This window comes from Flaviramulus sp. BrNp1-15 (assembly GCF_022259695.1).
GTDB lineage: Bacteria > Bacteroidota > Bacteroidia > Flavobacteriales > Flavobacteriaceae > BrNp1-15.
The window spans coordinates 2,569,217-2,594,840 of sequence record NZ_CP092099.1 but is presented as its reverse complement, the minus strand read 5'-3'; the positions used below and the strand labels follow the sequence as shown (position 1 = coordinate 2,594,840).

Sequence of the window (25,624 nt, the reverse complement as noted above, 5' to 3'; positions counted from 1 at the left end):
ATAATTTAATATTAATAAGACTATTTTAAAATTAAAACAATTCATTTAGCACTTTTGCTAACCTTATACCAGCAATTTGAAGTTGACTTCTAACAGTTTTAAAATTGTTGTATGAATAACGGTATCTTAAGTTTTCATCAGGTTCTGCTGAGGTGTATACCTTTTTTGTAAGTTCGTGGGTTTCGTTTACCCAATCAATAATATTGCCTTCTTGAATGGCTTTTATTTGGTTTTTAGTTAATACATCAGCATTTTCTGCTAACTCATTATAACTCATATCAAACTCATCAATCATTTCAGAATCCCAAACACGGTGTAAGTTAGAGTCTTCATAAAACCATTGTACTTTAAAGTCGTTTCCACCACGATCTTCTTCAAGTCCAACATGCATAGGTTGATGTAAATCACCAATTAAATGAATAAGTAATTTTAAGTAAAAGGCTTTGTCTTCATCACTTGCATTTTTATCAGAAATTACTTTTTTGCAATATTCAATTCCAGTTACTAAATCACCTTCTGGATTCTTTTTTGAGTTTTGGTAGTTTACATCAAAGGGCATATTTATGTAATGCCAAGTGTAAAATTCGTTGTAGCGTTTATCGGATTTTATTTCGTCTGCAAACGTAGATACAAACGCTAACGATTGTCTTTTTAAAAGTCTTTTAACTTCTCTTTTTGCTTTGCCTTTTAAATAATTATCAGCAATTTTTCCAACAACACGATGACCAGTTGGTCCCCAAAAATCATTTGATGCTTTAACATTAGTTGGAATTAAAAATACTAGGGCAATTAAGCAAGTGAAAAATGTTTTCATGAAATAAGTTTTTGCAAATTTATTAATTACCTAACAAAGAATTGTAACAGAATGTTTAGTTAACATAAGTTTAATGTTTTTATAGGAACTTAAAATTTTTCAAGGATTTGCAAAACCTCTTTTTTATAACTTCTGCTAATTGATAAAGATTTGTTATTAATAGTTATTTCATCATTAGTAAAAGACGAAATATGTTTTAGAGAAATAATAAATGATCTATGTATTCTAAGGAATTTCTTATTTGGTAATTTTGCTTCAATTGCACTTATAGTTTCTCTGGTAATAATAGTTTTGTCTTCTAAATGTATTTTTAAATAATCACTTAAGCTTTCAATATAAATGATAGAATCAAAATCAATTTTTATCATTTTTCTATCAGAACGCACAAAAATAAAATCGTTTACTTCGGTATTGGTTTCAGTGTTTTTTTCATAATGATGAAGTGTTTCAAAGTAGGTGTTAACTGCCTTGAGTAAACGCTCAAAAGCAATAGGTTTTAATAAATAATCTACTGCTTTAAGTTCAAAACCTTCAACTGCGTATTCTCTGTAAGCCGTAGTGAAAATAATTTTTATGTCTTTGTTTATAGACTTTGCAAACGAAATTCCAGATATTTCTGGCATGTTAATATCAAGAAAAACAAGGTCAATATTATAAGTATTTATACAATTAAAAGCTTCAAGTGCATTACTACAGCTAGCAACTACGTTTATGTTTTTAATTTTTGATAAATGAGTAGCAATAACCTCGCGGGCAATAATTTCGTCATCAACAATTAAACACGATATGTTTTTGTTATGCATCAAATGTTTAAAATTAAAGAAACTTTATAATTAGTAATATCATTATCAATTTTCAATGAATACTGGTCTGGGTAAAGTAAATCTAGTCGTTTTTTTATGTTTTCCAGTCCTATACCGCTATTTGTGGGTTTTTGTTTTTTGCTCGTATTTTTTACAGTAAAATGAATTTGATTATCGTTACACAATAACTCTATAAATATATTTAAAACCCCTTTTTGTAAAACCCCATGTTTAAAACTATTTTCTACAAAAGGAAGCAGAAGCATTGGAGCTATTTTTTGAGTTTCTATTATTTTATTAGTACTAAAATTTATGTTTAAGGTATTGTTAAAACGCATTTGTTCTAACTCAATATAATCTTTGATATGATCAATTTCTTCAGTTAATAATACAAAAGGTTTATCTGCTTGGTACAGTAAATAATCTAATAAATTAGATAGTTTTAGTATCATTTCTGGGGTTTCATCGGCTTTTTTAAGAGCAAAGCCATACATAGTATTTAGGGTATTAAATAAAAAATGCGGATGTATCTGCATTTTTAAATAATTGAGTTCTTGCTCCTTTAATTTTAACTGAGTGTCTAAAATTTTAGTTTTTAGTAAGTTGTTTTGTTCAGTGTTTTTCAGGTTTAGTTTAAGTAGTTTAAATGCACTTACGATAAATACAACACAATAAACAGCAGTGATAACAAAGAATATATTTTTTGTTGCTGGAGCCATATCGTTATATTCAAAATTTGAAATATAAATCAGGCTAAAAAAAATAGAAAGCATTACTAAATATGCAGAAATAATAAAGGTATATATACTATACAACCCAAATAGAGCATATCTTTTTTTTATTAGATAATCTGGTATTAGCTTGTAAATAGATACATAGGTTGTAGCTATCGTTATAGGCATTAAAAAAAATGAAAAGTATAAAGTGTTAGTAAAGTTAGTACTACCAACATCAAAAAAATAAGTATAAAAAAGTAATACACCTAACCAGAAAATGATGTGTAAAATGGCATAACCTATTTTCTTTAAAATAAATTCTTTAGAAAACATTAATACAATAATAGTGTATTTTTATATTGTAGATTTAGTTTTGTAGACGAATAACCAGTTTAAGTACGGATTTTACAATAATGTTAATTAAGGCACTAATCTGGTTACTGGTCGCAATTTAATTTTTTGAGTGAAAAGATGCAGTAAGTTTGGGTATGTTTAATTAAAAACCATCAATTATGAATACACTTTTAATGTCTTTATTTTCAAAACAATTATTAATATTAAACCCATTTGTAGATCGCTTTATGGAAGGCGGACCGTTATTTATGTCCTTAATATTGATATGTTTATTGTTATCTGTTTTCTTTATTATTATGAGTTTCATCAATCTAAAAAAAAACGAACAGCTTTCAAAAAAATATATTCGATTAACTACCGATTCTAGCTTATTAGGTTTGGTGTTAGGTTTTTTAGGATCGGTAATAGGACTAATTATGGCTTTCGATTCTATTGAAGCTATAGGTAGCCCGAGTCCTGAAGTTTTTGCTGGCGGACTTAAGGTATCACTTTTAACAGCTACGTTTGGGCTATTCTCTTTTGTAATTGCGCGAATTGGCATTTTAGTATTAAGATGGCTTAATAAAGAAGATAATGTAAAAACTGTTGAATAATTTAGTTAGTTATTTTTATTCAAAAATGAAAAGCGAACCAATACGGTTCGCTTTTTTTATAATTCAATATCTGCATGTTTCCAACTCTTTTTAAATAAGTCATCGTAGTGTACTGTTTTTTCCTCATCGTTTAAAGCAGCATATGCAGTTTTAATACCATGATAAGCCCAACCATTTTTAGGAAAATGTTTTAAATCTTCAAGATAGGTTTCAATGGCTACTCGATTTTGTCTATTTAATATAAAAGCATTACCTAAATAATGACGTATAGAAAAAAACCAATCAGGTGGCTCGTTATAGTTTAGCGCATCTTCCATGTCTACAGCTTTTCTTAAAAGCACAATACTTGCTTTGTAATTTCCAGGAGAATCTTCAGCTTCATATAGTAATATTTCGGCTTCTAAAACTTTTTCAGCTATCTGAACTAAATCATAAACCGTATTAATATTCCAAATGGTAATGTCTTTTAAAGCTTCATCTTTAGCTAAAATTTCAAGTGCAGACAATTCTGCTTTGGCTTGCTCTAAATCACCTTTTCCTAAATGAGCCATTCCTTCTGCGTAATGCCTAATGGCTTTAACATAATCTAAATCGTAAGTTTCTAATTTCAAGTTTAAAATATCATCCCACTTTTTAAATTTTACAGCCACATAGTAAGGAATGGAGTAATAATGCTGTAGTGTGCCCCAACCGGGTTCTTTCATGATATCTGGATGAACATGTTCAGAAACTTTGTTGGCTCCAATCATTGCCCAATGGCTATTGCCTTCTAATGTTGCAGTTGCAGCCATAAAATGGTAATTATGTGGATAATATCCTAAAGGATATGCACCTTGAGCATGACATGTAGTAACATATGTGCTGTCTGCTTTTACAGCAGCAATATTAGATAAAGTTCCTTTATGATATTCCCCAGTTCTTATATAAGTATGCGATGGCATGTGCAGTAAATGACCAGAACCAGGAACTAAACCTTTATCAAATAATTTTGCCGAAGCATCAGAACGTTCAGGCGTATTAGACATTTCAACTGCATGGATATAAAAATGATGAGCTCCAGGATGTTTAGGGTGTTTTTCAATAGTACTTTCCAGCAACGAAATAATTTTTGGCGTCCAAGGTTGTGCATTACCTGCTTTATCAAATAAATCCCAAGGGTGTAAGTTCATCATAGATTCTACGTAGAGTGCAGAAATTTCGGAGTCATCGGGATACTTATTATTAATCTCAGCTAAAGCATTAGAGTATGAAATATCTAATTCACTTCTATCTTCAGGAGGTTCCGGCGCATAACGCAATGCCATGGCATGAATAAATTCTTGTTCTTTTTCAGTAGCATTAACCGATAATTTTTTGGCCGTTTGAATGGCTTGGTAAGCACGCTCATAATTATCAGGTTCCATTCCTGCATTATAATTAGGTCCTAATACATAAGCAAAACCAAAAAATGCCATAGCGCAATTTGGATCTAACTTGGTTGCATAATAAAAGGATCGTGCAGCTTCAGCATGATTAAAAGCATAGGCAAGTGCCATACCTTGATTAAAATAGCGCTGTACTAAAGGGTTGTTTGTTGTTATAGGATAGTCTATAACATCGTAACCTTTTAAAAGAGGTGCGACTTTATCTTTTTTGTACCATTCGGCATCGGTTACTGGTGGCACACATCCGTATTTTGATGAGGGGATTTCAGCTAAAATTAAATTGTTTGATTGATTTTTCTTTTTACAAGAAACAAACAAGCTTAAGGAGAAAACTATTAGAAGTAGTTTTTTCATTTTGTAAAGTTTTGATTTTTAATTGGTTAATATTTTTAAAGGTACAATATTTTTTACTCTTTAAAACAGAGTTTTTATTGGGCTTTAATCTTTTTAAAATAATGTGACTTCTTTAAAACTATCGTGTCTTAAAACTATCAACAACAAAACTAGTGATAAGCTACAATTGGAAACCCTTAACAAAATCAATAAACAATCAGACGAAGAACTGGTAAAAGCCATTGTGAAAAATAATAACACAATGCTTTTTGAGATTTTATATGATAGGTATTCAATGGTAGTGTATAACAAGTGTTATGGTTTTGCTAGAGATGAACATGAAGCTAAAGATTTAACACAAGATGTATTTTTAAAACTCTTTGTTAAGTTGCCTAGTTTTAAAGGAAAGTCAAAATTTTCAACATGGTTATATGCGTTTACATATAATCATTGTGTTAATTATGTAACTAGAAATACAGCTAAAAAGTTTGAAAAACAGTCTATAGATTATAAAGACATAGAAAACCTTTCAGAAGATGAAGACGATAATAGTTTTCTTGAAATGAAAGTTGATAAATTAAAAGTAGCGTTAGAACTCATTTCACCAGAAGAGAAAATGATTTTGTTACTTAAATATCAGGATTTCTTGTCAATTAAAGAAATTGAGAGTGTTTTAGGTATTGGAGAAAGTGCAGTTAAAATGAGAATAAAACGCGCAAAGGATAAGCTTATAACTGTTTATAACGAAAAATGTTAAGTAATGGATAATCCGTTTAGACATATAGATCAGCCACTTAAAGAAGTACCTAAAGAACTTAAGTCTAAGGTTATGGCAGATGTAGCAATGGCAAAATTATTAATGGACTTAGGAACTTTGTTTTCATATAATATTGGAGATGTTATAGAAACTGTCATTAAGAGCAGGAAAGATAAAAACTCAAACCCTAATTAAAAACAATTTAACAATGGAAAAAGCAACACAATGGAAAGATATGGCTATGGAGTCTTTATCGACTATGTGGCTTGAAATATCTCAGATATTCCCAAATATTATAGGTACTATAATAGTACTTTTAGTAGGATGGCTCGTTACCAAATTAGTTGTTAGAATAATTAAGAAAGCTTTAAAATTAGCAAAGGCAGATAAACTTGATGACACTTTAAATGAAATTGAAATTATTGAAGGTAAAAAACTAAACTTTGATACCATAAAGATAGTTTCAAACTTTGTTAAATGGGTTATGTATATTATGTTGGCTATTATGGCTTTAGATATTATGAACTTAACCATGATATCTCAAAAAATAAGTGATCTTTTAGGTTATTTACCACAACTGTTTTCAGCACTTGTAATTTTTACTGTAGGATTATTGTTAGCGAATTTAATTAAGAAAGGACTTAAATCGTTTTTTGAATCCATGGATTTGTCTGGAGCAAAAATTATAAGTCAAGTTGTGTTTTTTCTCATACTAATATATGTTTCAATAACAGCTTTAAATCAAGCAGGAGTAGATACTAATATTATTACCAGCAATCTTACAATGATTTTAGCGGCATTCTTATTAGCCTTTGCATTAGCTTTTGGTTTTGGAGCCCAAAAGGTAGTTGGAGATTTGTTAAGAACATTTTATACTAGAAAAACATACGAAATAGGTCAGCATATAGAATTTAATAACATTAAAGGTACAGTTGAGTCTATAGACGGTATAACAATTACTGTAAAAACAACAAATAAAGATAAGTTAATAGTACCTATTAAAGATATTGTGGAGAGTCAAGTAAGAATACAGGATTGACTTTAAGTTAGGGTTAAAATTTGGTTGGTTACTTTCTGTAAACCGAAACATTCTCTGCATGTCCCTTTCCATTAATTTGGAGAGGGATTTTTTTTAAGTTATCATTAAAAAGAAAGAAAAATACTTCAAACACAAATTTACAACTGATTTTTTATACACTTAATCGATTTGAAGTTATAACTTTTTCTGTATAAAAGTTTCTGTCATGTAATCTATAATATTGGCCTATCAATAACCCGATAAATAGTTTAAAAGTGACCGACGAACAATTAGTACAAAGAATTACAGAGAACAAAGACGCAAAACTTTTTGAAGTTTTATACGATAAATTTTCAAAAAAAGTATACAACATGTGTTATGGTTTTGCAAGAGATGAAGATGAAGCAAAAGATTTAACACAAGATGTTTTTTTAAAGCTTTATGTTAAATTACCAAGCTTTAAAGGTGCGTCAAAATTTTCAACATGGTTATACTCTCTTACATATAATCATTGTGTAAATTATGTAAATAGAAATACTGCAAAAAAAATCGAAAAGCATACAGACGATTATTACAGTTTTCAAGATTTAGAAGAAGAAGAAACAGATAATAGTATTTTTCAAACAAAAGTTAAAAAATTAAATAGCGCATTAGAATTAATTTCGCCAGAAGAAAAAACAATACTGTTTTATAAGTATCAAGACAATTTACCTATTAAAAAAATAGAACAAGTTTTAGGAATAGGTGAGAGTGCTGTTAAAATGAGAATAAAAAGAGCAAAAGATAAACTTACAGGTTTATGTGCTTAAAAAATATTAGTAGTTATAGTTTAGTTTAGTATGAATATTGAGTTAGTAATTAAGTTAAGTAAGAATGCAGAATTGACTTTAAGTTAGGGTTAAATTTGGTTGGTTAAATTTCTGTAAACCGAAAAACTTACTTTAAATCCCTTTTCATTAATTTGGAAAGGGTTTTTTTTGTTTATAAGTTTTGAGTAATTTCTTACTTTCAGTATTGATTCTTAATTTTCAAAAAATTAACTTCACTTATTTAATGAATATAATTAACTTGCATTGAGTTAAACCCTAGTATTGAAATGCGTTCATGACCAAGGCGTTACGTATAATTAAAAAAACTGAAAACTAAATAGTGATTAATGCATACGAATACTTTAAAAATCATCCGAAATTCAACAAGCTTGTTGGTAATGATTTTTTGTTCGTAGAATATAAATGTCCTTTAAATATTGAAGAATATCAATTGTGGATTAAAAATCATTTAATTACTTATGTCATTAGCGGAAAAAAGGATTGGATTACTTCAAAAAAAACACACAAACTTACTGCTGGAGACACAATATTTGTTAGAAAAGGTGTTTATACTACAAAGCAATATTTAGAAAGTGAGTATTGTGTAATGCTATTCTTTATTAATGATGACTTCATAAAAAGGTTTATTTCAGAGAATCCAACTTTTAAAAGAGAATTAAATCATACGAAAGAGTATAATCAAATTTTAGACATTACTACTAATGATGTGTTTAAAACATTAATAAAAAGTATATTCCAATATTTAAACCAAGAAAAGGAAATGCCTAAAGAATTAGTGGAAATCAAATTTAAAGAATTACTCTTTAATATCTTACTCAGCTCAAATAATAAAGAACTGTTGTTTTTCTTTAATTCATTAAAGCAAGATAGTAAAACAACTATTGAAAATATAATGACAGAAAATTTTCAATATGATTTAAAAATAGCTGATTTTGCAAAACTTTGTGGAAAAAGCCTATCTTCTTTCAAGCGTGAATTTAAAATTTTTTTTAACACGACACCAAATAGGTGGTTAATCAACAAAAGATTAGATCACTCTAAAATACTACTATTAGGTACAAATTTAACCGTTAGTGAGGTAGGTTATGAATGTGGTTTTAAAAATAATTCCCATTTTATTCAAGCTTTTAAAAAAATAACAAAAGTAACGCCCAATAGATATAGAATGCTCAAAAAAGAAGCGTAACTATATTTCTTGAACTTTTAAGAACATTATTTGGACTTTTAAGAAATCTTGATTGGCAATATAAATAGAACCTTTACATCATTAGTAAATTAGAAAAATGATGTGATGTCTAATCCAAAATTTTCAACCAAGAATACAAAATCCATTAAAGATACTTCTATTGTTCACCAAAGACATTTAGTTCTTAATGAAAAATATTTAAAAGATTCCACAACTGCTTGGATTACAGATTCTGCCGAGGTTATTGGAATAAATTTACACGACCCATTTAGAACATCGGTTTCCATAAATAATAAAATGAAGGTTCCATTTAAAATTGGAGTTCATAAAGCAGTTGGAGGCGACCACGATTTTCCAAATCCTGGGGATTTACTTTGTGCTTCGTTAGCATCTTGTTTTGAAAGTACTATTAGACTAATTTCTAATAAATTGATAATAGAACTTACTGAAACAAAAATATACGCAACGGCTCAAGTTGATGTAAGAGGAACTTTAATGATTGATAAATCTATTCCAGTTGAGTTTCAATCTATGCATATTGATGCATTAATTATTGCTAAAAACGCCGATGAAAAGTTGTTACAGAAACTCATAGAAGGCGCAAAACGTAGCTGTATTATTTATCAAACTATAATAAAAGGAATCCCAATTACTTTAAATGCAGACGTTAAAATCAAAAACTAAAACAATAAATTATGAAAAAGTCAATCATCTTATTATATGGAATTGTAGCCTATTTTGTCTTTCTAATTGCTTTTTTATATGCCATTGGATTTATAGGTAATATCATTGTGCCAAAATCAATAGACTCTGGTGCAGAAACTACAATGTATTCTTCAATATTTATCAATGTAATTTTATTAAGTGTTTTTGCTATACAACATAGTATAATGGCGAGACCAAAATTTAAAGAATGGTTTAATTCTATTTTTAGTCAAGCTATAGAACGTAGTACTTATATTCTACTATCTAGTTTAGCTCTAATTTTAATCTATTGGCAATGGCAACCAATAACAACTATAGTTTGGGAAATCGAAAACACAATTCTCTCCAAAATTATAACTGGAATATTTTTTCTAGGTTGGCTTATTGTTTTACTTTCTACCTTTATGATTAACCATTTTGAGCTTTTTGGATTAGCTCAAATTTTCGATAATCTAAAAAACAAACAAACTGCTAACCCAAAATTTCAAACGAATTATTTATATAAGTTGGTAAGACATCCCATAATGTTAGGTTTTATAATTGCTTTTTGGGCAACACCCACTATGACAATTGGGCATTTACTATTTTCTCTAATAACTACTATTTATATTTTTACAGCTGTAAAATATTTGGAGGAAAAAGACCTTCGTAAATTTATTGGAGAAAAATATGAAACATACCAAAAAGAAGTGCCAATGATTATTCCTTTTACTAAAAACAAGGGTAGATAAAGGAAAAAACTATGCTTAACGTTTATGTATAAGGAAAGTTGCGTGTTTGTGTGCGAGGATTTTCCGAAGGAAAATCAGAAGCTTGCAAACTAGCAACTAACTTTGGTTTAGCTAAAACTAGCAATTTTTTTATGCGGTGTTGACAAATCGTTTTTTATTTCCAGTAATAATATAATCGGATTCTATATGTTGATGCTCCGAAAATCATATTTAATTTCATAAATCTTTTGTCCGATTCCCATATTGTATTCCGAGACAAATAATCTGGTCCACCGTAATCAGATTTCGTTTCTTGTGGTCCATCGTCTTGTTTAATGGGTTGATTAAATTCCTTAATTAGTTGCTTTTTAATTCGTTCATATTCCGCATTATATTCAGTCAGTTTAGTGCTTTGTTTTTCCCAATCTTTTTTCTTGTCGTTGTAATTTCCGTAACGATTATTTTCCCAATCATAACTAATATATCTTAAAATTGAGTCAGGTTTTGAGTAAAAATATTCCGCATAAATTGGAAGTAAACTTGTTTTTTCTCTACGGACAATTAACGGTTTTGACATATCAAATTCCTTTACTCTCGGAAATATGCTTTCCGAGAGACTAACGTTAATTTCTAAAAACTCTAAATCGGGATTTAATTCAGATTCAAATTTCTTTACTTCTCTAATTTTCGATTGTTTTGTCCATAAATTCAGATTCTTCGTACTCGAACATCCTGTTAGGATTAAAGTGAATAAAATCAGAAGTGTAAATTGTCTTATCATAGGTTTTCTCAAATGTTTGCCATCAATGGCTGTAAGTAATTGCTTATCCTCGATTAGTTTTGGAAACCTTTACGGATTAACAGTTTGGTGTGTACTTGTAAAGTTAAATGGTAGCCCAAGCAACTACTCATAGCCGAGACCGATAAGCGTAACTTAAAATCTACTTCCGTTTATTTCGCTTATTGTAATTTTTATCGCCTCTGGTTTTTGGTTTTTTGTACTTAGCAGCAATTTTATATTTATATGAACCACCTAAATTTTCTTTTAGGTTCTTTTCAGATTTTTCATGAAAAGCTGGCCCTGGAGCATCTTCGTCTTTTCGTTTAACAGGATTGTTACGTTCTTTTATTTGTGGGCGTTCTTCTTCAATAAGCTCTGTAGAAATTTCAACAACCTCAGGAATTTCCAGTAACTGGATTTTCATTTGCATCAATGTTTCAATACCCTCAAGAGATTCTTGCTCTTTATCAGTAGAAAAAACCAACGAAGTACCTTTGCGTTCTGCACGACCTGTTCTACCAATACGGTGCATATAGTTTTCAGGATATTCAGGAGTATCAAAATTTATAACATGACTTACATTATCTATATCTAAACCACGTGCCATAACATCGGTGGCGACTAGAATACGGTTTTCACCTGCTCTAAACTGTTCAATACTTCGTAAACGGTAATTTTGGGTTTTATTAGAGTGGATAACACATAATTCTTCTTTGAAATACTCGTCTAATTTCTCAAATAAACGGTCTGCCATTCGTTTATAAGCCACAAATATTAAAACCTTATTGTAAGCTTCTTTATCGTTTAATAAGTGCACTAAAAGATTTACTTTGGTATAAAAATTAGGCACATTGTATCGATACTGTTCAATATTTTCAAGAGGTGTACCAGATACAGCAATAGAAACGCGTTCGGGACTTTTAAAGAATTCATTTATTAAAACATCAACATCATGTGTCATAGTTGCAGAAAACATAATGTTTTGTCTGCGCTCTGGTAAAATATCAAAAATATTAATTAACTGATGTCTAAACCCTAGATCGAGCATCACATCAACTTCATCAATCACTAATTTTTGTATAGATTTAAGCTGTAAAACTCTGCTTAAAGCCAAATCGTAAAGTCTACCAGGTGTAGCAACCAATATATCTATACCTTCTGCAATAGCTTGCTTTTGGCTGTTGATATTTGTACCCCCATAAACACCTAAAACTCTATTATTAATATATTTTGAAAGCTTTTCAATTTCTTCAACGACTTGTACAACCAATTCACGCGTTGGAACAAGAATTAAAACTCTTGGGTTTTCTTGTGTAGAAAATTTTAAGTTTTTTAAAATAGGCAACATATAGGCAAAAGTTTTACCGGTACCGGTTTGCGCGATACCAACCATGTCATTACCAGAGGCAACTACATTAAAGGCTTTTGCTTGAATTGGTGTTGGGGTTGTAAAGCCTAAATCGCTTAAAGCGTTATAAAGTGGTGTGTTTAAATTTAAATCTTGGAACGTCACAATGTGCTATTTTGCTGGCAAAGTTAAGCTTATTATTCTAGTTTAAATTAAATGTGTGTTTTCTATTTCAATTTGGTAAGCAGCTTTAAAGGTTTTATCTGTTTGTAAAGCTATAATTCCTTCTTTTTCAATTAACTTTTGGTTGGTGTTTACACTATCTGCAATTCCTAACCAAGGTTCAATACAAACGTAATTACCTGTAGGTTTTGCCCAAATACCTAAATAGTTGAAATCTTGATAACTTACAGTTAAGATAGTTCCATGATTTTTACTTTTTAAACTCACTTTTCTAGAGGTTAAATCTTTGAAAACCAATGCGTCTCTATCAAAAAGTTCATGATTCAAATCTAAAATATTAGAATTGTTGAAAACCGTTTCTGTTTTATTTGAAATAAGACCAGTTTCCATTTCAATAAGGTGTCGCTTAGCGTTTTCAACATGTTCAAACTCTAAGGAATAGTCATTATAGTTTTCGTTATTATAAACAGGGCATTTAAAAGCGGGATGTCCACCAACCGAGAAATACATGGTTTTTGTGTCGCAGTTTTTTATGGTATGTAAAATTTCTATAGTATTATCAATTAGCGTGTAACTAATGTAAAACTCAAATTTAAAAGGATACATTTCTAACAAAGCATCATTGTAAGATAACTTAAAAGTTAAGCTGTTTTCAGTTTGTTTGTGAAGTTTAATATCTTGATTATGACGAACAAATCCATGTTTTGGAAGAGTATATGACGCACCTTCAAACGTGTAGGAATCGTCTTTTAAAGCGCCAATAATAGGGAATAAGTTAGGTGCATAACTGCCCCAAACTTCAGGGTTTGCATCCCACATAAATTGAGTGTTATGTTTTGTTGAGGAAACCTCACAAAGTTCTGCTCCAATTTTTTTAACAGCTATTTTAAGTTTATTATTCTGTAATGTGTACATGCTATTTATATATTTAAACTAATTTACAAAAATCTTAATTTTTTAAGTATTCTAAGTAACTTTGCTCCATAATATTTTCTGTTGAGGACAAAACAAATTCATACATTAAAAAACGCTAAAACTTTTAAAAATCAATTACTGATTTGGGCACAGCAATTTGATGATGTAGTTTGGTTAGATTCTAACAATTACAATCAAAAATACGCCAATTATGATGCTGTTTTAGCTGTTGATGCTTTTACAAGTATAAAAACCGATTACCTTCAAGGGTTTGAGAAATTAAAAGAATATCAAACCATTACTAAAGATTGGATTTTTGGATATTTAACCTACGATTTAAAGAATGATGTAGAAGTTTTAAAGTCTACTAATTTTGATGGTTTGGAGTTTCCTGATTTATACTTTTTTCAACCCAAAAAACTATTTTTTTTTAAAGATAATTATGTAGAAATCTTGTATTTAAATATGGTTGATGACGACATTGAAAGTGATTTAAATGATATTCAGTCATCAAACCATTTAAAAATTGAACAGCCAACAGACCCAATTAAAATTCATTTAAGAATTCATAAGGACGAGTACTTTGAAAAAGTAAATAACATGTTGGATCATATTCATCGAGGTGATATTTATGAAGCCAATTTTTGTCAGGAATTTTATGCAGAAAACACAGCAATAAATCCATTAGAAACCTACAACAAACTAAATACTATTTCAAATCCGCCATTTGCTACGTTTTTAAAGTGTGATGATAAGTATTTATTATCTGCTTCACCAGAAAGGTATTTAAAAAAGGAAAAAGAAACTATTATTTCTCAGCCTATAAAAGGAACTGCAAAACGATCTGATAATGTAAAAGAGGATGAGCAGTTAAAATCTGATTTATTGAATGATGAAAAGGAGCGTAGCGAAAATATCATGATTGTGGATTTAGTGAGAAACGATCTTTCTAAAACTGCTTTAAAAGGTAGTGTTAAGGTAGAGGAATTATGCAAAATTTATACATTTGATCAAGTGCATCAAATGATTTCTACTGTCACTTCTAAAATTGATGTAAACACACACCCTGTGGATGTTATAAAAAGTACTTTCCCAATGGGAAGTATGACGGGTGCTCCTAAAATTTCTGCAATGAAAATTATTGAAGAGTTAGAGGAAACTAAACGCGGACTCTATTCTGGAACTGTTGGGTATTTTTCTCCAGAAGGCGATTTCGACTTTAACGTAGTTATTAGAAGCATACTTTATAACGACACTAAAAAATATGTATCCTACTCTGTAGGTGGAGCCATTACAGCAAAAAGTAACCCACTTAAAGAATACGAAGAATGCCTTGTTAAAGCCAAAGCTATGCGAACCGTTTTAGAAAATTAACGTAAGTGTTGTTTAAAATCTTCAATAGCTAATTCTAAAACACGTTCTACGCGTCTGGCTTCTATAGATTTTACTTTGGCAATTTCATCAAAACTTAAATTTCCGAAAACAAATAAATCAACAATACCAGATACGTTTAAAGGTAACCAAGTATATATTTTTCCTAATAAATGTTTGTTACGAGTAGAAGAAATATCAGAAATTTCAAAAGCACTTTTAATGGCTTCATTTTCGTTATCATAAACAAATACATCATTGTTTTGGTCTTGTTTATAAGAAATATCACTTAATTCCTCATTCATTATTAAATCAAAGTCTTCATCAACAGTAAATTTTTCCTCTAAACCATCTAATTCTTCTTCTAAAATAGAATGGGTACTCATGGTGTTTTTATGAAATGCTTCGTTTTTAAAAAGCTCATTTAAATCATTATCAACTATTTTAAAGAGTTTCAATTTTATTTGGGAGATATCATCGTCAATATTGTAACCTCTTTCGTAAAATTTAGCGATTCCTTCATCTATCAAATCATTAGAAGTATACATGTTTTTAGGAATAATACCTGTTGACTCTGCAATGTATAATCTATGGTTTGTATAAGCTCGTAAATGTTGCGTTACAGAAACTACTTTTTTATCAAAAGCAGTTTGGGTCGCTTTATCGTTTAATTTTTCTAGAGAACACATAATAAAAGGTATTAATAATTAATACTTTAAAATTACGAAATTAAAGATGTTATTATATGATAAATGTCATTTCGCTACAAAACAAAGTGCATATTAAATAGCCAAAGTTGTATATTTGGACGTATGCTAGAAAAATTTCAAAATCATATAAAAAACAAGCTCTCTTTCTTAGAAAAAAGCAAGTTGTTAATTGCTATTTCTGGCGGAGTAGATAGTGTGGTTTTAACGCATTTATGTCATGATTTAAAACTGAATATTTCACTGGTACATTGCAATTTTAATTTACGCGGAAAAGAAAGTGATGCTGATGAAGAATTTGTTTTGCAATTGGCAGATGATTTAGATTTAGAAGTGTTTATTGAAAGTTTTGACACCGAAAAATATGCACAAGATAACAAGCGCTCCATTCAAATGGCAGCACGCGAATTACGTTATACATGGTTTGAAGAATTAGCTGAGCAATTACAGTTCGATTACATTTTAACCGCGCATCATGCCGATGATAATCTTGAAACTTTTTTAATTAATTTTACAAGAGGCACAGGTTTAGAAGGATTAACAGGAATACCAGAAGTTAATGGGAAATTTGTAAGACCACTTTTACCATTTTCTAGTCAAGATATTGAAAACTACGCTCAAGAAAACCATATAAAATGGACAGATGATAGTAGTAATAAATCGGTTAAATATTTGCGAAATAAATTGCGGCATGAAGTTATACCCATTTTAAAGGATATTAATCCAAGTTTACTACAAAGTTTTCAAAACACTTTAAATAATTTAAACGATACCGCGAATATCGTTGCTGATAGTGTTGATGACTTTTTAAATAAAGCCATCGATACTATTGAAGGTAATGAAGTTAAGTTTAAAGTTTCTGAATTTAAAAAGCTAAACAATCCCAAACCTTATTTGTACGAATCACTTAAAGAATTTGGCTTTACACAATGGGATGATATTGTTAATTTATTAGATGCCGAAACTGGCAAACAAGTGTTTTCTGAAAGGTATAGATTAATTAAAAATAGAGAACATTTGTTGTTGAGTAAAATAACTATAGATAACGTAAAAAGTTATACAATTGAAGAAAACAGTAAGCGCATAGAAATGACATTTGGTATTTTGCTTTTTGATGAAGCTGATGCGATTTTTGGAAAACGAACCAATGTCATATTTGTAGATAAAGATAAACTGGAGTACCCATTAACAGTTCGTAAATGGCAGGAAGGCGATGTATTTTATCCTCTAGGAATGTCAGGTAAAAAGAAGCTTAGTAAATATTTTAAGGACGAAAAATTATCACTTTTAGATAAAGAAAACACATGGTTGCTATGCTCTGGAGAAGCTATTGTTTGGGTTATAAATAGGCGAGCAGATAATAGATTTAAGGTTACAGAAAGTACGAAGCAATTTTTAAAAATTGAATTACAATAACTTTGTCATTCCGCACTGTCCCACTGAGCACAGTCGAAGTGTGATGCGGAATCCATTTTTATTAAAAATATTAAATGATTTAGAAAACACAATTCAAAAATCATATGTCACACTGAGCTCGTCGAAGTGTTTTAATCATAAATTAACATCAATTTGAAATTACAAGGACAAATAGTCGATATAGAAAATAAACGTATTTACAAAGGAGAAATCACTTTAAAAAATGGAAAAATTCAATCTATTAAAGAAAAACAACATGATGTAAACCATTATATACTTCCTGGATTTGTAGATGCACATATTCATATAGAAAGTTCTATGTTAGTGCCCAGTGAGTTTGCAAAATTAGCCGTAACTCATGGTACTGTGGCAACAGTTTCAGACCCACACGAAATAGCAAACGTTTTAGGTGTTGAAGGTGTTGAGTTTATGATTAAAAACGGTAAAAAAGTACCATTTAAATTCAATTTTGGTGCACCATCTTGTGTGCCAGCAACAAATTTTGAATCGGCAGGAGCGGTTATAGATTCTGATGCCATTAAAACACTACTTGAAAATCCAGATATCAAGTATTTAGCAGAAATGATGAACTATCCTGGAGTTTTGTTCGATGACGAAGAGGTAATGAAAAAATTAGCTTGGGCTAAACATTATAATAAACCCATTGATGGTCATGCACCTGGTTTAAGAGGAGATGACATTTCAAAATATATAAGTGCCGGAATTTCAACTGATCATGAGTGTTTTACTTATGAGGAAGCCTTTGAGAAACTTCAAAAAGGGATGAAAGTATTAATTCGAGAGGGTAGTGCTGCTAAGAATTTTGAAGCATTAATAAATTTGCTTCCAGAGCATTTTGAAAATATGATGTTTTGTAGTGATGACAAACATCCGGACGATTTAATAGTAGACCATATTAATAAATTATGTGCAAGAGCTGTTGCAAAAGGTATTGATGTGTTTAAAGTACTGCAAGTAGCTTGTGTAAACCCTGTTAAGCATTACAATTTAGATGTTGGTTTATTAAAGGAAGGCGATGATGCAGATTTTATTGTAGTTGAAGATTTAAAAGATTTTAAAACGCTTCAAACATACATTAACGGGGAATTGGTTTTTGATGAAGGTGAATCTATGATTAAACAAGTTTCGTTTAAAAATCTAAATAATTTCAATTGTAATAAAAAACAGGTTTCCGATTTTAGATTTGAATCTTCAGCACTTCGACTGCGTTCAGAACAAGTTAAAATACGAGTTATTGAAGCTTTAGAAGGCCAGTTAGTAACCAATGAGATTTTCTCTAATGCTTTAATTTCAGAAGGAAATTTGGTTTCTAATATAGAAGAAGATATTTTAAAAATGACTGTGGTTAATCGTTATAACGATGACAAACCTGCTATCGCATTTATCAAAAATTTTGGTTTAAAAGTAGGTGCTATAGCAAGTTCAGTTGGTCATGATTCACACAATATTATAGCTGTAGGAGTTAACGATGAGTCTATATGCAAAGCGGTAAATCTATTAATTAAAAATAAAGGCGGTATTTGTACGGTTTCTAATACCGAAGAAAAAATAGTTCCGTTACCAGTAGCTGGAATTATGAGTGATAAAGATGGTGAAACTGTAGGTAAGCAATATGCTGAATTAGATGCAATGGCAAAACAATTAGGTTCTAAATTAAATGCACCATATATGACCTTATCATTTATGGCTTTATTGGTCATCCCATCACTTAAATTAAGTGATAAAGGATTGTTTAATGGAGATACATTTGAATTTGTTGATTTGGTTTGTTAATTATTTCTGAAGCAGAAAATTTTACGTTATTTTTATTTGTTGTAATTTTATTAAAAATAAATTGATATGAAAAGAATAACAAGCTATTTATTAATTTTTATCTGTTTTTGTTTTTCTGTTATTAATGCTCAGAAAAACTCTAAAGTCATAATAAAGGGGACTGCGATAGATTCAATTGGTAGACCTGTAGTAAATGCTTCAATTTTGGTAGATGATATTGAAAATAATAGTAAAACCAATCGCAAGGGGCTATTTAAGTTAAAACTGGATTACAAACCTGAAAAACTCAAGTTTATTTCTTCTGTTTATGGTTATAAAGAGTTAGAATATAATGGCGAAAAGGACTTAAATGTGATTTTTGTTAGTGATAGTGCAAATATCGATTTAATTTCTATTATGAATAGAAAAAAAGTAAAAAACATAAAATCGCAGATGGTGTATAATACTGTTTACGATTATTTTAGAGCCAGAGTTAGTGGTGTTCAAGTAAGTGGTGATAACCGAGTGGTTATAAGAGGTATAACTAGTTTTAACAGTTCTACAGATCCTCTTTTTATAGTTAATGGTTCTCCTGTGAGTAATATAATTGACATAGACCCTAATCAAATTAAATCGGTAACAATCATTAAAGATTCCAAAGCTGCTGAATACGGTGTAAGAGGGGCTAATGGGGTTATTCTTATAACCCTAATTAAGTAATCATCTAATAACTTGCAGTAAATGCCTTTATTGACAAGTAATTACAAACCTGTATTTTACTTTAAAAACGGATTTGTTTCAACCGTATATTCAGGTTTAGCAAGACGTGTATCTTTAGCCCAAGAGCGTGAACGAATAACACTTTCAGATGGAGATTTTTTAGACTTAGATTGGAGTTATTCTGAATCAAAAACCAATAAGCTAATTATTTTATTGCATGGTTTAGAAGGGCATTCCAAACGCCCTTACATGACTGGTGCAGCTAAACTCTTTAATAAAAATGGAGTAGATGCTGTTTGTGTTAATTTTAGAGGCTGTAGCGAAGAAACTAACTTAAATTATTATAGTTATCATTCTGGTGAAACTAAAGATTTAGAAACGGTTATAAAACATGCTATTTCCACAAAAAACTATTCCGAAATCTATTTAAAAGGTATTAGTTTGGGTGGGAATGTGGTGTTAAAATATGTAGGTGAAGGAAACGATGTACCTAATGAAGTTAAAGCGGTAATATCTATTTCTGTACCTTGTGATTTAAATGGTTCTTGTAAAGAACTTCATAAAGTAAAAAACAAATTATTTCATGATAGGTTTTTAAAAGATTTAGTCAATCATCTAAAAACAAAACAGAAACTTTATTCGAATGAATTGAGTTTAGAAGAAGTGAATTCCATAAAAACATTATTAGATTTTGATAATGTTTATACCTCAAAAGCACACGGTTTTAAAGATGCTTTAGAATATTACGAGAAGTCAAGTTGCTTACAATTTCTTCCAAATATTAAAATACCATCATTAATTATAAATGCCTTAAACGATTCATTTTTATCTGCAGAATGTTACCCTGTTAAAGAAGCCAAAACTAACCATAATTTATTTTTAGAAATGCCAAATCATGGAGGTCATGTTGGATTTATTGATAAAAATAATATTTACTATAATGAAAAAAGAGCTTTAGAATTTACTAAAACTATGTTAAAACGTTAATAAATTCATAAAACCACTTTTGTTTTTTTGTACATTTAATAGCAAATAAAATAAGAACCAATTATTTAACACTATGCCAACATTCAACTTAAAAATTAATAATAAAACCTATACTGTTGAAGCAGATATGGATACACCATTATTGTGGGTTTTAAGAGACCAGATAGATTTAGTAGGAACTAAATACGGTTGTGGTATTGGACAATGTGGCGCCTGTACAGTACATGTAGATGGTAATGCCATGCGTAGTTGTTTGCTTCAGGTATCTCAAGCTGAAGGTATGGATATCACTACAATTGAAGGACTTTCTGAAGATGGAACGCATCCTGTACAAGAAGCCTGGAAAGAAATTGATGTGCCGCAATGTGGTTATTGTCAATCCGGACAAATTATGACGGCATCTGCGTTTTTAAATAGAAATCCGAATCCGAGTAATGAAGAAATACGAAATGCCATGCATGGTAATATTTGTAGATGTGCATCCTACAATAGTATTGAAGAAGCTGTAAAAGTAGCTTCAGAAAAATTAAGTTAACCTATCAAATATAAAATAATGACACCTTCAAAAACATTAACATTCAGCAGAAGATCATTTTTAAAATCTTCAGCTTTAGCCAGTGGCGGTATATTAATAGGTTTTAATTTATTTAATGCCTGCAAACCAGAAGCGAAAGTTCCAGTAGATATTAGTCAGTTAAATTTTAACGATTTTAATGCCTTTATTAAAATTTCAGATGAAGGTAAAGTGACTATTTTTTCACCTAATCCAGAAATTGGTCAAGGTGTAAAAACATCAATGCCAATGCTTATTGCAGAAGAGTTGGATGTGCCTTGGGAAGATGTTTACGTTCAACAAGGAGTTTTAGATACAAAAAATTATAAAAATCAAATAGCAGGAGGCAGTCAGTCAATAAGACAAAATTGGGATCCGTTAAGACAAACAGGTTCTACAGCAAAACAAATGCTTGTTAATGCAGCAGCTGCAAAATGGGGAGTTGATGCTTCAGAATGCTCAGCTAAACAGGGTGTTATTACAAATTCAAATGGGGAAACTTTAGGCTATGGTGATGTTGTAAAAGATGCCGCAGGAATGGAAGTTCCAGAAAATGTATCGCTTAAAGACCCAAAAGATTTTACCATTATTGGTAAAGCAACCGCCAATGTTGATATAGATAAAATTATAACAGGAAAACCTTTATTTGGTTTAGATTACAAAGAAGAAGGTATGGTTTACGCCTCGGTTTTAAGACCACCTGCTTTCGGACAGGTTTTAGATACTTTTGATGCAACAGCAGCTAAAGCACAACCTGGAGTTATAGATGTTATTACAATTGGTGAAAAAACAAGAAACTTCTTAAATAAAGGATATATTAGTTGGACCGCTATTTCAAGTACTACAGATAAAGTTGTTGTAATTGCAAATTCAACTTGGGCTGCTATAAAAGGAAAAAATGCTATTAAAGCAACCTGGAAAGTAGAAACACCTTTAGAGGATACACAATTACACAACCAAAAACTATCAGAATTATTAGATGGTAATAAGTTTGATACCAGAAGGTCTGATGGTAATGTAAAAAAAGCATTTGCCGAAGCCGATAAGGTTATTGAACGTACATATGAGGCGCCTTTTTTACCACATAATTGTATGGAACCTATGAACTTTTTCGCAAGTGTTACTCCAGAAAAAGTACGTTTAGTTGGTCCTATTCAAACACCAGAAGAAGCAGCAAAAGTGGCATCTGCATTATTAGATAGAGAGATTGAAGATATTGAAGTAGAAATGACCAGAATGGGTGGCGGTTTTGGAAGACGTTTATATAGTGATTTTGCTATAGAAGCTGTAGAAATTTCAGATGCTATAAAAAAACCAGTTAAAATGGTTTCTACAAGAGAAGATGATATGAATACTGGGGTTTATCGTCCGTCAACAAAATATAAAATTGCAGCTTCAATTAAAGATGGAAAACTTACAGGTTATCATTTAAAAGAAGCTTGTATTAATGGGAATATGTATGGTTTAATACCAAATTTCTTTCCGGCAGGTGCTTTAGAAAATTATAAGGTTGACACTGCGAATTATCAAAGCAACATAACTACAGGAGCTTGGAGAGCGCCATATACTAACTTTTTAGCAAGTGCAGAACAAAGCTTTTTTGATGAAATTGCCGAAGAGATGGGAGTAGATCGTATTCAATTGCATTTAGATTTATTGGAAAATGTAAAGAACAATCCAGATCCAAAAATTGAATATAGCCCAGAACGATTACAAGGCGTTATAAAATTAGCTATTGAAAAATCTAATTGGGGTAAAACAGATTCGAATGTTTATCAAGGGTTTTCAGTGTATTATTGTCATAATTCACATGTAGCTGAAGTTGCAGATATCGTAATGGAAAATGGTATACCAAGTGTAAAGAAGGTGACTTGTGCAGTTGATTGTGGTGTTGTTGTAAATCCATTAGGAGCTCTAAATCAAGTAAAAGGTGGTATTATTGACGGTATTGGTCACACGATGTATTCTGACTTTGGATTTGAGAATGGTAAACCACAATCTAATAATTTCAACACTTATCAACTTATAAGAATGGGACAAACACCAAAAGTAGATGTTCATTTTGTAGAAAACGATATAGCACCAACCGGTTTAGGAGAACCCACATTACCTCCAGTTGGGGCTGCAGTTGCAAATGCTATATACAAAGCAACAGGCAAAAGACTCACAAAACAACCATACATGAGTAATATGAATGTTGGTGAGAAAGTTATTGGCTAAATTTGACTTTTTATAAATAGCCATTAATTAATGAGTAAAACTCCAGAAGAAAAAGCTAAAACACCAGAAAAGTTTTTAGGCTTAAAAACAAGTACGCCTTTAAAAAACAGTGCTGGCTTTGCATCCATAAAATCTACACTTAGTCAGGTTACTAAGTATATGAAGACTTCTGATGCTTTGAAACTATCCTTAAAGATGAATCAAAAAGGAGGTTTTGATTGCCCAGGTTGTGCATGGCCAGATCCAGATGATGAACGCTCCAATATTGGTGAATACTGCGAAAATGGAATAAAAGCTATAGCTGAGGAGGCTCAGAATAAAACTATTGGTCAAGATTTTTTTGCTAAACATTCTGTGGATGAATTATCTGCTTTATCAGATTTTGAAATTGGGAAATCAGGTCGTTTGGCAGAACCGATGTTTCTTGAAGAAGGTGCTTCGCATTATGTACCTATTTCTTGGGGTAAAGCTTTTGAAAAAGTTGGAGAACATTTAAATACACTAGATAGTCCTGATGAAGCTGTTTTCTATACATCAGGTAGAACAACAAACGAAGCTGCTTTTTTATACCAATTATTTGTGCGTGAATTTGGTACAGCTAATTTACCAGATTGCTCAAATATGTGTCATGAAGCTAGTGGAAGTGCTTTATCCGAAACATTGGGTATTGGCAAAGGCTCGGTAACTTTAGACGATTTATATAAAGCAGAAGTGGTTATGGTAATTGGGCAAAACCCAGCAACTAACCACCCTAGAATGTTAACAGCTTTAGAGAAATGTAAAAAAAATGGAGGTAAAATAATAGCTGTAAATCCGCTTCCAGAAGTAGGTCTTATCAAATTCACCAATCCTCAAAAACCATTAAAATTACTAACTGGTGGCACTGCAATATCCGATGTGTTTGTACCTGTAACTATAAATGGAGATGTGGCCTTTTTTAAAGCAATACTTCTTAAATTATTAGAAAAAGAGGAGAAGGTTGGTAATGTATTCGATAAAGATTTTATTGAAAATTATACAGAAGGATATGATGCTTTTATATCCGATTTAAAAACCTATAATTTTGAAGAATGTCTTGAAGCTTCAGGAGTTACTGAAGCTATTTTTAATGAGGTGTTCAATTTAATTTTGAATAACAACAACATTATTATTTGTTGGGCAATGGGTTTAACACAGCATCAAAATGCTGTTGATAATATTAGAGAACTTGTTAATCTATTGTTACTAAAAGGAAGCATTGGTAAAGAAAGGGCAGGAACTTGTCCTGTTCGTGGACATTCAAATGTTCAAGGCGATAGAACTGTTGGTATTTGGGAATCTGCTCCACAAGCTTTTTTAGATAAAATAGAAACGAAATACGGTTTTAAACCCACAACAAAACATGGGTATTCTGTAATTGATGCCATTAAAGCGATGTATGAAAAGAAAGCGAAAGTATTTTTTGGTTTAGGTGGTAATTTTATTTCAGCAGTTCCAGATACTAGTTATGCTGCACAAGCCTTGGCCAATTGTAATTTAACCGTTCATGTAAGCACAAAATTAAATCGATCGCATTTAGTTACAGGTAAAGAAGCTTTGATATTACCATGTTTAGGTAGAACCGAAAAAGATTATCAAAAAACTGGGATTCAAACCCAAAGTGTAGAGAATTCTATGGGTGTTGTATCGTCTACAAAAGGAGTTTTAGAACCTTGTTCAGATCATTTAATGAGTGAGGTTGCTGTAGTTTGCGGTATTGCAAATGCTACCTTAAAAGAGCGTTCTAAAATCAATTGGTTGCAATATAGAGATGATTATAATTTAGTTAGAAATGATATTGAGGAAGTTGTTGATGGTTTTACAGATTATAACAACCGATTAAAAAATCCGTCAGGGTTTTATTTGCCTAATGGTGCCAGAGTTAGAAAATTCAATACAAAATCTGGAAAAGCTAATTTTTCCATTAATAAACTACCTAATTGGAAGCTGAAAGATAATGAATTGATTATGATGACAATTCGCAGTCACGACCAATTCAATACCACAATTTATGGGTTAGATGATAGATATAGAGGTGTTTTTAATGAACGCCGAATCATTTTTATGAATCATGATGATATGAAAGCTAGAAACCTTGAAGAACATCAAGTAGTTAATTTAAAATCTGAATATAAAGGGGTGTTAAGACAAGCTAATAAATTTAAAGTTGTTGGGTACGATATTCCTAAAAACTGTTGTGCAACATACTTTCCTGAAACTAATGTACTTGTGCCTTTAGATAGTTTTGCACATACAGCTAAAACACCAGCTTCAAAAAGTGTAATTATTACTGTTGAAGCTGTTAGTTAATTCAATTTTAAAATTATTGTAATTATGTTAAATAATTAAAAATCAATGTTAAAGCGTGGTTCTGAGTTGTTTAATTTTA

Annotated in this window: 24 protein-coding genes; 16 read left to right on the top strand and 8 right to left on the bottom strand. The window is 30.6% G+C overall.

The genetic code is table 11. The features are described 5' to 3' along the window. Positions 1 to 31: 31 nt before the first annotated feature. The 3 genes from MBM09_RS11410 to MBM09_RS11400 all read right to left on the bottom strand — a co-directional run bounded on the left by MBM09_RS11410 (position 32) and on the right by MBM09_RS11400 (position 2,666). Positions 32 to 814 (bottom strand): S1/P1 nuclease, encoded by a 783-nt coding sequence (locus MBM09_RS11410; protein WP_238673855.1) that lies wholly within the window; start codon positions 812 to 814, stop codon positions 32 to 34. A gap of 89 nt (positions 815 to 903) precedes the next feature. Next, a complete protein-coding gene (locus MBM09_RS11405) occupies positions 904 to 1,617 on the bottom strand; it encodes a LytTR family DNA-binding domain-containing protein (protein WP_238676336.1) in 714 nt (237 codons plus the stop codon). Next, on the bottom strand, positions 1,617 to 2,666 hold the full coding sequence (locus MBM09_RS11400; protein ID WP_238673854.1) for a sensor histidine kinase: 1,050 nt from the start codon (positions 2,664 to 2,666) through the stop codon (positions 1,617 to 1,619). The genes MBM09_RS11405 and MBM09_RS11400 overlap by 1 nt, the downstream gene beginning before the upstream one ends. Positions 2,667 to 2,845: 179 nt before the next feature. Here MBM09_RS11400 and MBM09_RS11395 point away from each other — a divergent pair, with 179 nt between their 5' ends. Further along, positions 2,846 to 3,280 (top strand): MotA/TolQ/ExbB proton channel family protein, encoded by a 435-nt coding sequence (locus MBM09_RS11395; protein WP_238673853.1) that lies wholly within the window; start codon positions 2,846 to 2,848, stop codon positions 3,278 to 3,280. Positions 3,281 to 3,336: 56 nt separating this feature from the next. Here MBM09_RS11395 and MBM09_RS11390 read toward each other — a convergent pair whose 3' ends face one another. Next, complete coding sequence (locus MBM09_RS11390) at positions 3,337 to 5,058, bottom strand: hypothetical protein (RefSeq protein WP_238673852.1); 1,722 nt, start codon at positions 5,056 to 5,058, stop codon at positions 3,337 to 3,339. A gap of 103 nt (positions 5,059 to 5,161) precedes the next feature. On the opposite strand from MBM09_RS11390, the gene MBM09_RS11385 reads away from it, so the two are divergent. The 7 genes from MBM09_RS11385 to mddA all read left to right on the top strand — a co-directional run bounded on the left by MBM09_RS11385 (position 5,162) and on the right by mddA (position 10,264). Then, the gene (locus MBM09_RS11385) at positions 5,162 to 5,794 is read left to right on the top strand and encodes an RNA polymerase sigma factor (RefSeq protein WP_370569667.1); all 633 of its coding nucleotides are present in this window, start codon (positions 5,162 to 5,164) and stop codon (positions 5,792 to 5,794) included. A 3-nt stretch (positions 5,795 to 5,797) separates the two neighbouring features. Further along, positions 5,798 to 5,989: a hypothetical protein gene (locus MBM09_RS11380; protein WP_238673851.1), complete on the top strand. Its 192-nt coding sequence runs from the start codon at positions 5,798 to 5,800 to the stop codon at positions 5,987 to 5,989. A 13-nt stretch (positions 5,990 to 6,002) separates the two neighbouring features. After that, positions 6,003 to 6,833: a mechanosensitive ion channel domain-containing protein gene (locus tag MBM09_RS11375; protein ID WP_238673850.1), complete on the top strand. Its 831-nt coding sequence runs from the start codon at positions 6,003 to 6,005 to the stop codon at positions 6,831 to 6,833. Positions 6,834 to 7,087: 254 nt separating this feature from the next. Further along, complete coding sequence (locus MBM09_RS11370) at positions 7,088 to 7,621, top strand: RNA polymerase sigma factor (protein ID WP_238673849.1); 534 nt, start codon at positions 7,088 to 7,090, stop codon at positions 7,619 to 7,621. A gap of 340 nt (positions 7,622 to 7,961) precedes the next feature. Then, positions 7,962 to 8,828 (top strand): helix-turn-helix domain-containing protein, encoded by an 867-nt coding sequence (locus MBM09_RS11365; protein ID WP_238673848.1) that lies wholly within the window; start codon positions 7,962 to 7,964, stop codon positions 8,826 to 8,828. Positions 8,829 to 8,933: 105 nt separating this feature from the next. Beyond that, positions 8,934 to 9,512: an OsmC family protein gene (locus tag MBM09_RS11360; RefSeq protein WP_238673847.1), complete on the top strand. Its 579-nt coding sequence runs from the start codon at positions 8,934 to 8,936 to the stop codon at positions 9,510 to 9,512. 11 nt (positions 9,513 to 9,523) lie between these two features. Next, complete coding sequence (gene mddA, locus MBM09_RS11355; RefSeq protein WP_238673846.1) at positions 9,524 to 10,264, top strand: methanethiol S-methyltransferase; 741 nt, start codon at positions 9,524 to 9,526, stop codon at positions 10,262 to 10,264. 154 nt (positions 10,265 to 10,418) lie between these two features. Here the strand turns inward: mddA and MBM09_RS11350 are convergent, their stop codons facing one another. The 3 genes from MBM09_RS11350 to MBM09_RS11340 all read right to left on the bottom strand — a co-directional run bounded on the left by MBM09_RS11350 (position 10,419) and on the right by MBM09_RS11340 (position 13,470). Then, positions 10,419 to 11,024, bottom strand: coding sequence for a hypothetical protein (locus tag MBM09_RS11350; protein ID WP_238673845.1), 606 nt, complete (start codon positions 11,022 to 11,024; stop codon positions 10,419 to 10,421). A 160-nt stretch (positions 11,025 to 11,184) separates the two neighbouring features. Further along, entirely contained in the window at positions 11,185 to 12,537 is a 1,353-nt protein-coding gene (locus tag MBM09_RS11345) for a DEAD/DEAH box helicase (protein WP_238673844.1), read from the bottom strand. A gap of 42 nt (positions 12,538 to 12,579) precedes the next feature. Then, positions 12,580 to 13,470, bottom strand: coding sequence for an aldose 1-epimerase family protein (locus MBM09_RS11340; protein ID WP_238673843.1), 891 nt, complete (start codon positions 13,468 to 13,470; stop codon positions 12,580 to 12,582). An 81-nt stretch (positions 13,471 to 13,551) separates the two neighbouring features. On the opposite strand from MBM09_RS11340, the gene pabB reads away from it, so the two are divergent. Further along, a complete protein-coding gene (gene pabB, locus MBM09_RS11335; protein ID WP_238673842.1) occupies positions 13,552 to 14,844 on the top strand; it encodes an aminodeoxychorismate synthase component I in 1,293 nt (430 codons plus the stop codon). Here pabB and MBM09_RS11330 read toward each other — a convergent pair. Beyond that, on the bottom strand, positions 14,841 to 15,530 hold the full coding sequence (locus MBM09_RS11330) for a hypothetical protein (RefSeq protein WP_238673841.1): 690 nt from the start codon (positions 15,528 to 15,530) through the stop codon (positions 14,841 to 14,843). The two genes, pabB and MBM09_RS11330, sit on opposite strands and share 4 nt — an antisense overlap. A 123-nt stretch (positions 15,531 to 15,653) precedes the next feature. Here MBM09_RS11330 and tilS point away from each other — a divergent pair, with 123 nt between their 5' ends. The 7 genes from tilS (at position 15,654) to MBM09_RS11295 (ending at position 25,545) form a co-directional block, all read left to right on the top strand. Further along, positions 15,654 to 16,964 (top strand): tRNA lysidine(34) synthetase TilS, encoded by a 1,311-nt coding sequence (gene tilS, locus MBM09_RS11325; RefSeq protein WP_238673840.1) that lies wholly within the window; start codon positions 15,654 to 15,656, stop codon positions 16,962 to 16,964. A gap of 153 nt (positions 16,965 to 17,117) precedes the next feature. Continuing rightward, positions 17,118 to 18,758, top strand: coding sequence for an adenine deaminase (gene ade / locus MBM09_RS11320; RefSeq protein ID WP_238673839.1), 1,641 nt, complete (start codon positions 17,118 to 17,120; stop codon positions 18,756 to 18,758). 66 nt (positions 18,759 to 18,824) lie between these two features. After that, positions 18,825 to 19,457 carry a TonB-dependent receptor plug domain-containing protein gene (locus tag MBM09_RS11315; protein ID WP_238673838.1) on the top strand — a complete coding sequence of 211 codons (633 nt, stop codon included), beginning with the start codon at positions 18,825 to 18,827 and terminating at the stop codon, positions 19,455 to 19,457. Between the two features lie 21 nt (positions 19,458 to 19,478). Beyond that, complete coding sequence (locus MBM09_RS11310; RefSeq protein ID WP_238673837.1) at positions 19,479 to 20,444, top strand: YheT family hydrolase; 966 nt, start codon at positions 19,479 to 19,481, stop codon at positions 20,442 to 20,444. A gap of 73 nt (positions 20,445 to 20,517) precedes the next feature. Further along, on the top strand, positions 20,518 to 20,979 hold the full coding sequence (locus MBM09_RS11305; protein WP_238673836.1) for a (2Fe-2S)-binding protein: 462 nt from the start codon (positions 20,518 to 20,520) through the stop codon (positions 20,977 to 20,979). A gap of 18 nt (positions 20,980 to 20,997) precedes the next feature. Continuing rightward, a complete protein-coding gene (locus MBM09_RS11300; RefSeq protein WP_238673835.1) occupies positions 20,998 to 23,217 on the top strand; it encodes a xanthine dehydrogenase family protein molybdopterin-binding subunit in 2,220 nt (739 codons plus the stop codon). A 30-nt stretch (positions 23,218 to 23,247) separates the two neighbouring features. After that, on the top strand, positions 23,248 to 25,545 hold the full coding sequence (locus MBM09_RS11295; RefSeq protein ID WP_238673834.1) for an FdhF/YdeP family oxidoreductase: 2,298 nt from the start codon (positions 23,248 to 23,250) through the stop codon (positions 25,543 to 25,545). Positions 25,546 to 25,624: the final 79 nt, after the last annotated feature.